Genomic DNA, 5471 nt, shown 5'->3' on the forward strand with positions numbered 1-5471 from the left:
CGCGCCTTCTCCTCCCCCTTCGACCCGACGGCCGTCGACTACCTCGAGACCCTCGACGTGCCGGCGTACAAAATCGCGAGAAGCGAGAACGTCGACCTGCCGCTCATCCGGTATGCGGCAAGCAAGGGCAAGCCAATCATCATCTCGACGGGCATGGCCTCGCTGGGTGAGATCAACGCGGCCGTCGAGGCGGCGCGCAGCACGGGCAACGAGCAGATCATCGTGCTCGCCTGCACGGCCAACTACCCGGCCGACCCGAGCGAGTCGAACCTGCGCGGCATCCCCGTGATGCGCGACGCCCTCGGCACGCTCATCGGCTACTCCGACCACACGATGGGTATCGGCGCAGCCGTCGCGTCCGTCGCGCTCGGCGCGGTTCTCGTCGAGAAGCACGTGACGCTGAACCGCGAGGACGGCGGCGTGGACTCGGCGTTCTCGTCCGAGCCGGAGGAGCTGAACCAGCTCGTCACGCAGACGAAGATCGCGTGGCAGTGCCTCGGCGAGCCGCGCATCGGCGCCCGCGCGCAGGAGAAGGAGGGCCTGCGCTTCCGCCGCAGCCTGTACGTCGTCGAGGACGTCAAGGCTGGCGACGTCGTGACGGCGCAGAACGTGCGCTCCATCCGCCCCGCGAACGGCCTGCCCACCGATACCTTCGACACGCTCGCGGGTCGCACCTTCACTCAGGACGCTCCCAAGGGCACCCCCATGTCCTGGGATCTCGTCTGAGCCCGATGCACCGCGGCACGCGCTGATTCACCCCGAGGTGATGGGCTCCCGGCCGGCGGGCTGCTGGGGCGTCGGCGTCAGGGGGATGCGCTCCTGCGACGGTCGGATGACGGGTTCCGCCGTGGTGAGCGTGAACGTCTCCCCCGCATGGACGAGGTCGACGTGCCCGTCGCGCCCATCGACGTCGTCCTCCAGCGTGTAGGTGACATGGTCGCGGGTGATCGCGACGTGCACCTGCCACCCGCGCCAGCGCACTGCGAACCGCAGCGAGCGGATGGCCTGCGGTAGCGCCGGGTCGAAGCTCAGCACACCGTCGTGGTCGCGCATGCCACCGAAACCGCACACGAGGGCGAGCCATCCGCCGGCGAGGGAGGCGACGTGCACACCGTCGCGCGTGTTGTGCTCGAGGTCGCGCAGATCCATGAGCGAGGCCTCGAGCAGGTAGGCGTAGGCGAGGTCGAGATGCCCCACCTCTGCCGCGACGACGGACTGCGTGCACGCCGACAGCGACGAGTCGCGCACGGTCAGGCGCTCGTCGTGGTCGAACGCGCGCGCCTTCTCCTCCTTCGAGAAGCTGTCCCCCATCCAGTGCAGTGCGAGGACGAGGTCGGCCTGCTTGATGACCTGCTTGCGGTACAGATCGAAGTACGTGTAGTTCATGAGCAGCGGGTAGGCGTCGGCCGCGGCGCTCTCGGCGAAATCCCACACTTCTCGATCCGTCGACCCGGCGAACTGCTGGTGGACCCCGCGCTCGGCGTCGTGGTGCACGGCCATCCGCTCCGCCGCGTCACGCCAGCGTGCGAGGTCGTCGTCGGCGACGCCGAGGGCTTCGGCCGCGTCCTCGTGGCGTTCGGCGACGTCCGCCGCGTAGCGCAGGTTACGAGCCGCCGCCAGGTTCGTGTACGTGTTGTCGTGGACGATGGCGCTGTACTCGTCAGGCCCGGTCACTCCGCTGATGTGGAAGCACCCGTCGTCGCCGTGATAGCCGAGCGACATCCACAGACGTGCCGTCTCGACGAGCAGCGGCAACGCGATCTCCCGTTCGAACGTCGTGTCCGCCGACCACCAGGCGTGACGCATCGCGGCGAGGGCGATGTCGGCGTTGATGTGCATCGCGGCCGTGCCCGCCGGCCAGTATCCCGAGCACTCCTGGCCGCGGATCGTGCGCCACGGGAACGCCGCGCCATCGAGCTTGAGCGTCGTCGCACGCTCACGCGCCAGGTCGAGGCAGTCGCGGCGCCACATGAGCGCGTCACGGGCCGCCTCGGGCGCCGTCGCGCTGAGCACCGGCAGGACGAAGGCCTCGGTGTCCCAGAACGAGTGACCGTCGTACCCGGGCCCCGTCAGGCCCTTCGCGGGTATCGCGCGCCCCTCGGCGCGGGCCCCGGCCTGCAGGACGTGCCACAGCCCGAAGCGGACGGCCTGCTGTACCGCCGGGTCACCGTCGATCTCGACGTCGGCGCCGCGCCAGAACTCTTCCAGGTACGTGCGCTGCTCGTCGACGAGGGTCTCCCAGCCGGTGTGCAGGGCGGTCGAGAGCGAGCCGTCGACCTGATCGCGCAGTGACGCCCAACTGCGGCGCGACGACCAGCCGTAGGCGACGAACTTCGTCACGCCGAGGCGCTGACCGGGCGCAAGGCTCGTGCCGATCGTCGTGCGCGACCAATCCGGTTCGGCGTACGTGTGCAGGCTGGCCTCTCCGTGCAGGACGTGGTCGCATGCGACCGCCATGCGCAGCCCGCTTGTGCGCGTGGCGTGCATGAGCAGTGAGCGGGCACCGTTGCTGCTGTGGCATTCGGGCACGAGCACGTCGTGCAGAGCCGCCGCGACGCGCGGATCTTTCGACGTCTGGGGCAGTTCCTCGTTCGCGACGAGCTCGCTCTGGATGACGATGCGCACGGGTGCGTCGACGGCTTCGACGGTGTAGTCGATCGCGAGGACGGCCCGCTGGGTGAAGCTCACGAGGCGGGTCGAGGTGACCTTGACGGTGCGGTTCGTGGGCGAGCGCCACACGACCTCACGGCGCAGCACGCCCTCGCGCAGGTCGAGGGTGCGCTCGTGGGAGATGATCGTGCCATACCGCAGGTCGAAGGGTTCGTCGTCGACGAGCAGGCGGATGATCTTGCCGTCGGTGACGTTGACGATCGTCTGCCCCACCTCCGGGTAGCCGTAGCCGGCCTCCGCGTACGGCAACGGTCGTTCTTCGAAGAACGAGTTGAGGTAGGTGCCGGGTAACCCGGACGGGTCTCCCTCCTCGAGGTTGCCGCGCACGCCGATGTGCCCGTTCGACAGCGCGAACAGGCTCTCGGACTCGGCGAGGTCGTCCTCGCGCAGGCCCATCTCGCGTACCTGCCACGGTTCGACGAGCAGGCGCGCCCCGCGCGTCATCGCGCGTCCTCGATGAGTCCGCCCAGGTCCGTGACGACGACGTCGGCGCCGTGGGCGAGCAGTGCGTCACCCTGGCCGACGCGGTCGACCCCGATGACGTACCCGAACGACCCGGCTCGGCCGGCCTCGACACCGGACAGGGCGTCCTCGAACACGGCGGCCTGATTCGGCCGGGCTCCTGCGAGCTTCGCGCCCGCGAGGAACGAATCGGGAGCCGGCTTGCCCGCGATGTGCTGCTCGGCGAGGGTCACGCCGTCGATGCGCCCCTCGATGAACTCGGCGAGCCCGGTGACGTCGAGCACGGTGGCGGTGTTCGCACTCGAACTGACGACGATGCGGCGCAGCCCCGCTTCTCGCGCCGCCTCGAGGTAGCGTCGCGAGCCGTCGTAGACCGTGACGCCGTCGCGGCGGATCGTCTCGATGACGGCCTCGTTCTTGAGGTTGCCGATGCCCCACACCGTCTGCGTGCCCGGAGCGTCGCCGCGGGAGCCGTCAGGCAGGGTGAGGCCACGCGAGGCGAGGAAGTCGCGCACCCCGGCCTCGCGGGGCTTGCCGTCGACGTGGTCGAGGTAGTCGCGCTCGGCATCGAACGGCGTCTGGTCGGGATGGTGTTCGGCGAGGTAGGCGTCGAAGGTGGTCTTCCAGGCGGCGCGGTGCACACTCGCGGTGTCGGTGAGCACCCCGTCGAGGTCGAAGAGACACGTGGTGATGAATTCGGGCATCCCGAGCATGGCGACATCCTCCCTGGTGACGAACGCTGGACCGCCCCAGTGTGTCGGCAAACGCGGGTGCCGGCCAGGGCTTCGCCCTCGCCGGCACCGGGGATTCATCGGATGTTCAGCGGGACAAGCCCTTGTTGACCGTCTTCTTCGCCGTTCTAACGATCCGCTTGCTCGCGACCTTCGGCAGACCCTTGCCGTGCCGCTTGGCGTAGCGCACCGTCTTCTTGACGTTGGACTTCGCGACGAACGCGGCGTAGTCCTTCTCGTCCCACTTCCAGCGCGCCCAGACGCTCTTCAGCTCGTCCTGCTGACGCTTGACGACGGCGAGCAGTTCTTCGCGGGTCTGGCCCTCGTCACGCACCGTCGTCACCCACTTCGCGAGGTCGTCGGACCGCGGCGCGCCGGCCATCGCACCGAGGGAGGCGAGGCGCGTCATGCGGTTCATCGCCGTCGGCCACGGGTGCTTGAGGCCGTGGATCTGCAGCGTCGACAGGTAGTCGCTCAGCGCGCCCCACACGACGTCCTCGAGCGGAGCCGGCGCGGCGGCCGGCTCGAGGAAGACGACGTCCTCGCCGTCGAGGTAGACGTTGCGCAGCCGTGCGTCCGCGTGCGAGGCCGGCACCTGGCCGTCCTCGGCCACGGCGAGCAGAGCCGCGTACCACTGCTTGAGCATCGCGCGCATCGACGGCGTGTCGGAATCGGCCGCCATCTCGATGAGCTCCATGAGCATCGTCCGGCCCGCCGACGGGAGCCGGCGTTCGGTGCCGGACGCGTCGCGAAGGGCCTCGCCCGAGGCGTCCCAGACGCGCACCTCACCGTGCTCGCTCGCCGTGCGCAGCACGGGTTCGGACGGCACGTCGAACGCGACGATCCACCCTGCGGCGACCTCGTCCATGACGTCGGCGAGGGCGGCGGAGCGCACCGGCAGCGGCGAGGCGTAGCCGCGCAGGGCGTACGCCGCCGCGGCGTCGCGCAGCGCCGGCGATGTCGAGGTGACCTGCGTGAGGGCATCGACCCGCACCCACGAGGGGTAGAGACCCCAGGCCGACGCCTGACGCCCCGTCCCCTTGATCCACCGCTGCAGCTGGGCGAGCGTGCGCGGGCGGGTGGCGTCCCACGTGCGGAACGGCGTCCAGTCGCGGTCGAAGTTGGCCGCGTACGTGTCGATCTGGCCGGACGCGCGGTGCAGGCCCCGCTCGTTCTCGAGGGCCATCATGACGGTGGCACCGGGCGCGGCGATGTTGAGCAGGGTCATCGCCATCTCGTGCCACGTGCGGTCGGGCGCCTCTGCGGAGAGAACGCGCGAGAAGTCGTCGACCATGAGGACGGTGTCGTACGACTCGCCCGCCGCGATGACCTGCGGCAGATCGCCGGCGAAGATCTCCGTGCCCGGCAGGAGCGTCGCGATGGTGCCGGCATCCTGAGCGGCGCGCACGACGACCGTGAGCTTCTCGGCCTCATCGGCGATGCGCTCAAGCAGGCCGAGCTCCATCGGGCCGACGACGAGGACGCGGTTGCCCGCGCCCGCAGGACGCGAGTCGAGCACCCCCGTCATTCGGCCTTCTGAAGCTCGTCGATGAAGTCGAGGACGTCTCCGACGGTCTCGATGGAGCGCAGGCCGGGCGCGTCGAAGTT

4 protein-coding genes are annotated in these 5471 nt (G+C 69.9%); 1 reads left to right on the top strand and 3 read right to left on the bottom strand.

Annotated elements, in window-relative coordinates; translation table 11 throughout:
- On the top strand, nt 1-726 hold a 726-nt coding region (locus B2284_RS10290), incomplete at its 5' end, for an N-acetylneuraminate synthase family protein (RefSeq protein ID WP_286697448.1).
- A gap of 27 nt (nt 727-753) precedes the next feature.
- Here B2284_RS10290 and B2284_RS10295 read toward each other — a convergent pair.
- The 3 genes from B2284_RS10295 to B2284_RS10305 form a co-directional block, all read right to left on the bottom strand.
- Complete coding sequence (locus B2284_RS10295; protein WP_136788118.1) at nt 754-3114, bottom strand: glycoside hydrolase family 65 protein; 2361 nt, start codon at nt 3112-3114, stop codon at nt 754-756.
- The gene (locus B2284_RS10300; RefSeq protein WP_136788120.1) at nt 3111-3845 is read right to left on the bottom strand and encodes a beta-phosphoglucomutase family hydrolase; all 735 of its coding nucleotides are present in this window, start codon (nt 3843-3845) and stop codon (nt 3111-3113) included. The genes B2284_RS10295 and B2284_RS10300 overlap by 4 nt, the downstream gene beginning before the upstream one ends.
- Nucleotides 3846-3951: 106 nt before the next feature.
- The gene (locus B2284_RS10305) at nt 3952-5391 is read right to left on the bottom strand and encodes a hypothetical protein (RefSeq protein ID WP_136788122.1); all 1440 of its coding nucleotides are present in this window, start codon (nt 5389-5391) and stop codon (nt 3952-3954) included.
- Between the last annotated feature and the right edge of the window lie 80 nt (nt 5392-5471).

This window comes from Dermacoccus sp. UBA1591 (assembly GCF_002322065.1).
GTDB lineage: Bacteria > Actinomycetota > Actinomycetes > Actinomycetales > Dermatophilaceae > Dermacoccus > Dermacoccus nishinomiyaensis.

Coding starts and splice junctions, on each gene's coding strand:
- B2284_RS10295 (WP_136788118.1), bottom strand. CDS start 3,114: ATGACGCGCGGGGCGCGCCTGCTCGTCGAACCGTGGCAGGTACGCGAG.
- B2284_RS10300 (WP_136788120.1), bottom strand. CDS start 3,845: ATGCTCGGGATGCCCGAATTCATCACCACGTGTCTCTTCGACCTCGAC.
- B2284_RS10305 (WP_136788122.1), bottom strand. CDS start 5,391: ATGACGGGGGTGCTCGACTCGCGTCCTGCGGGCGCGGGCAACCGCGTC.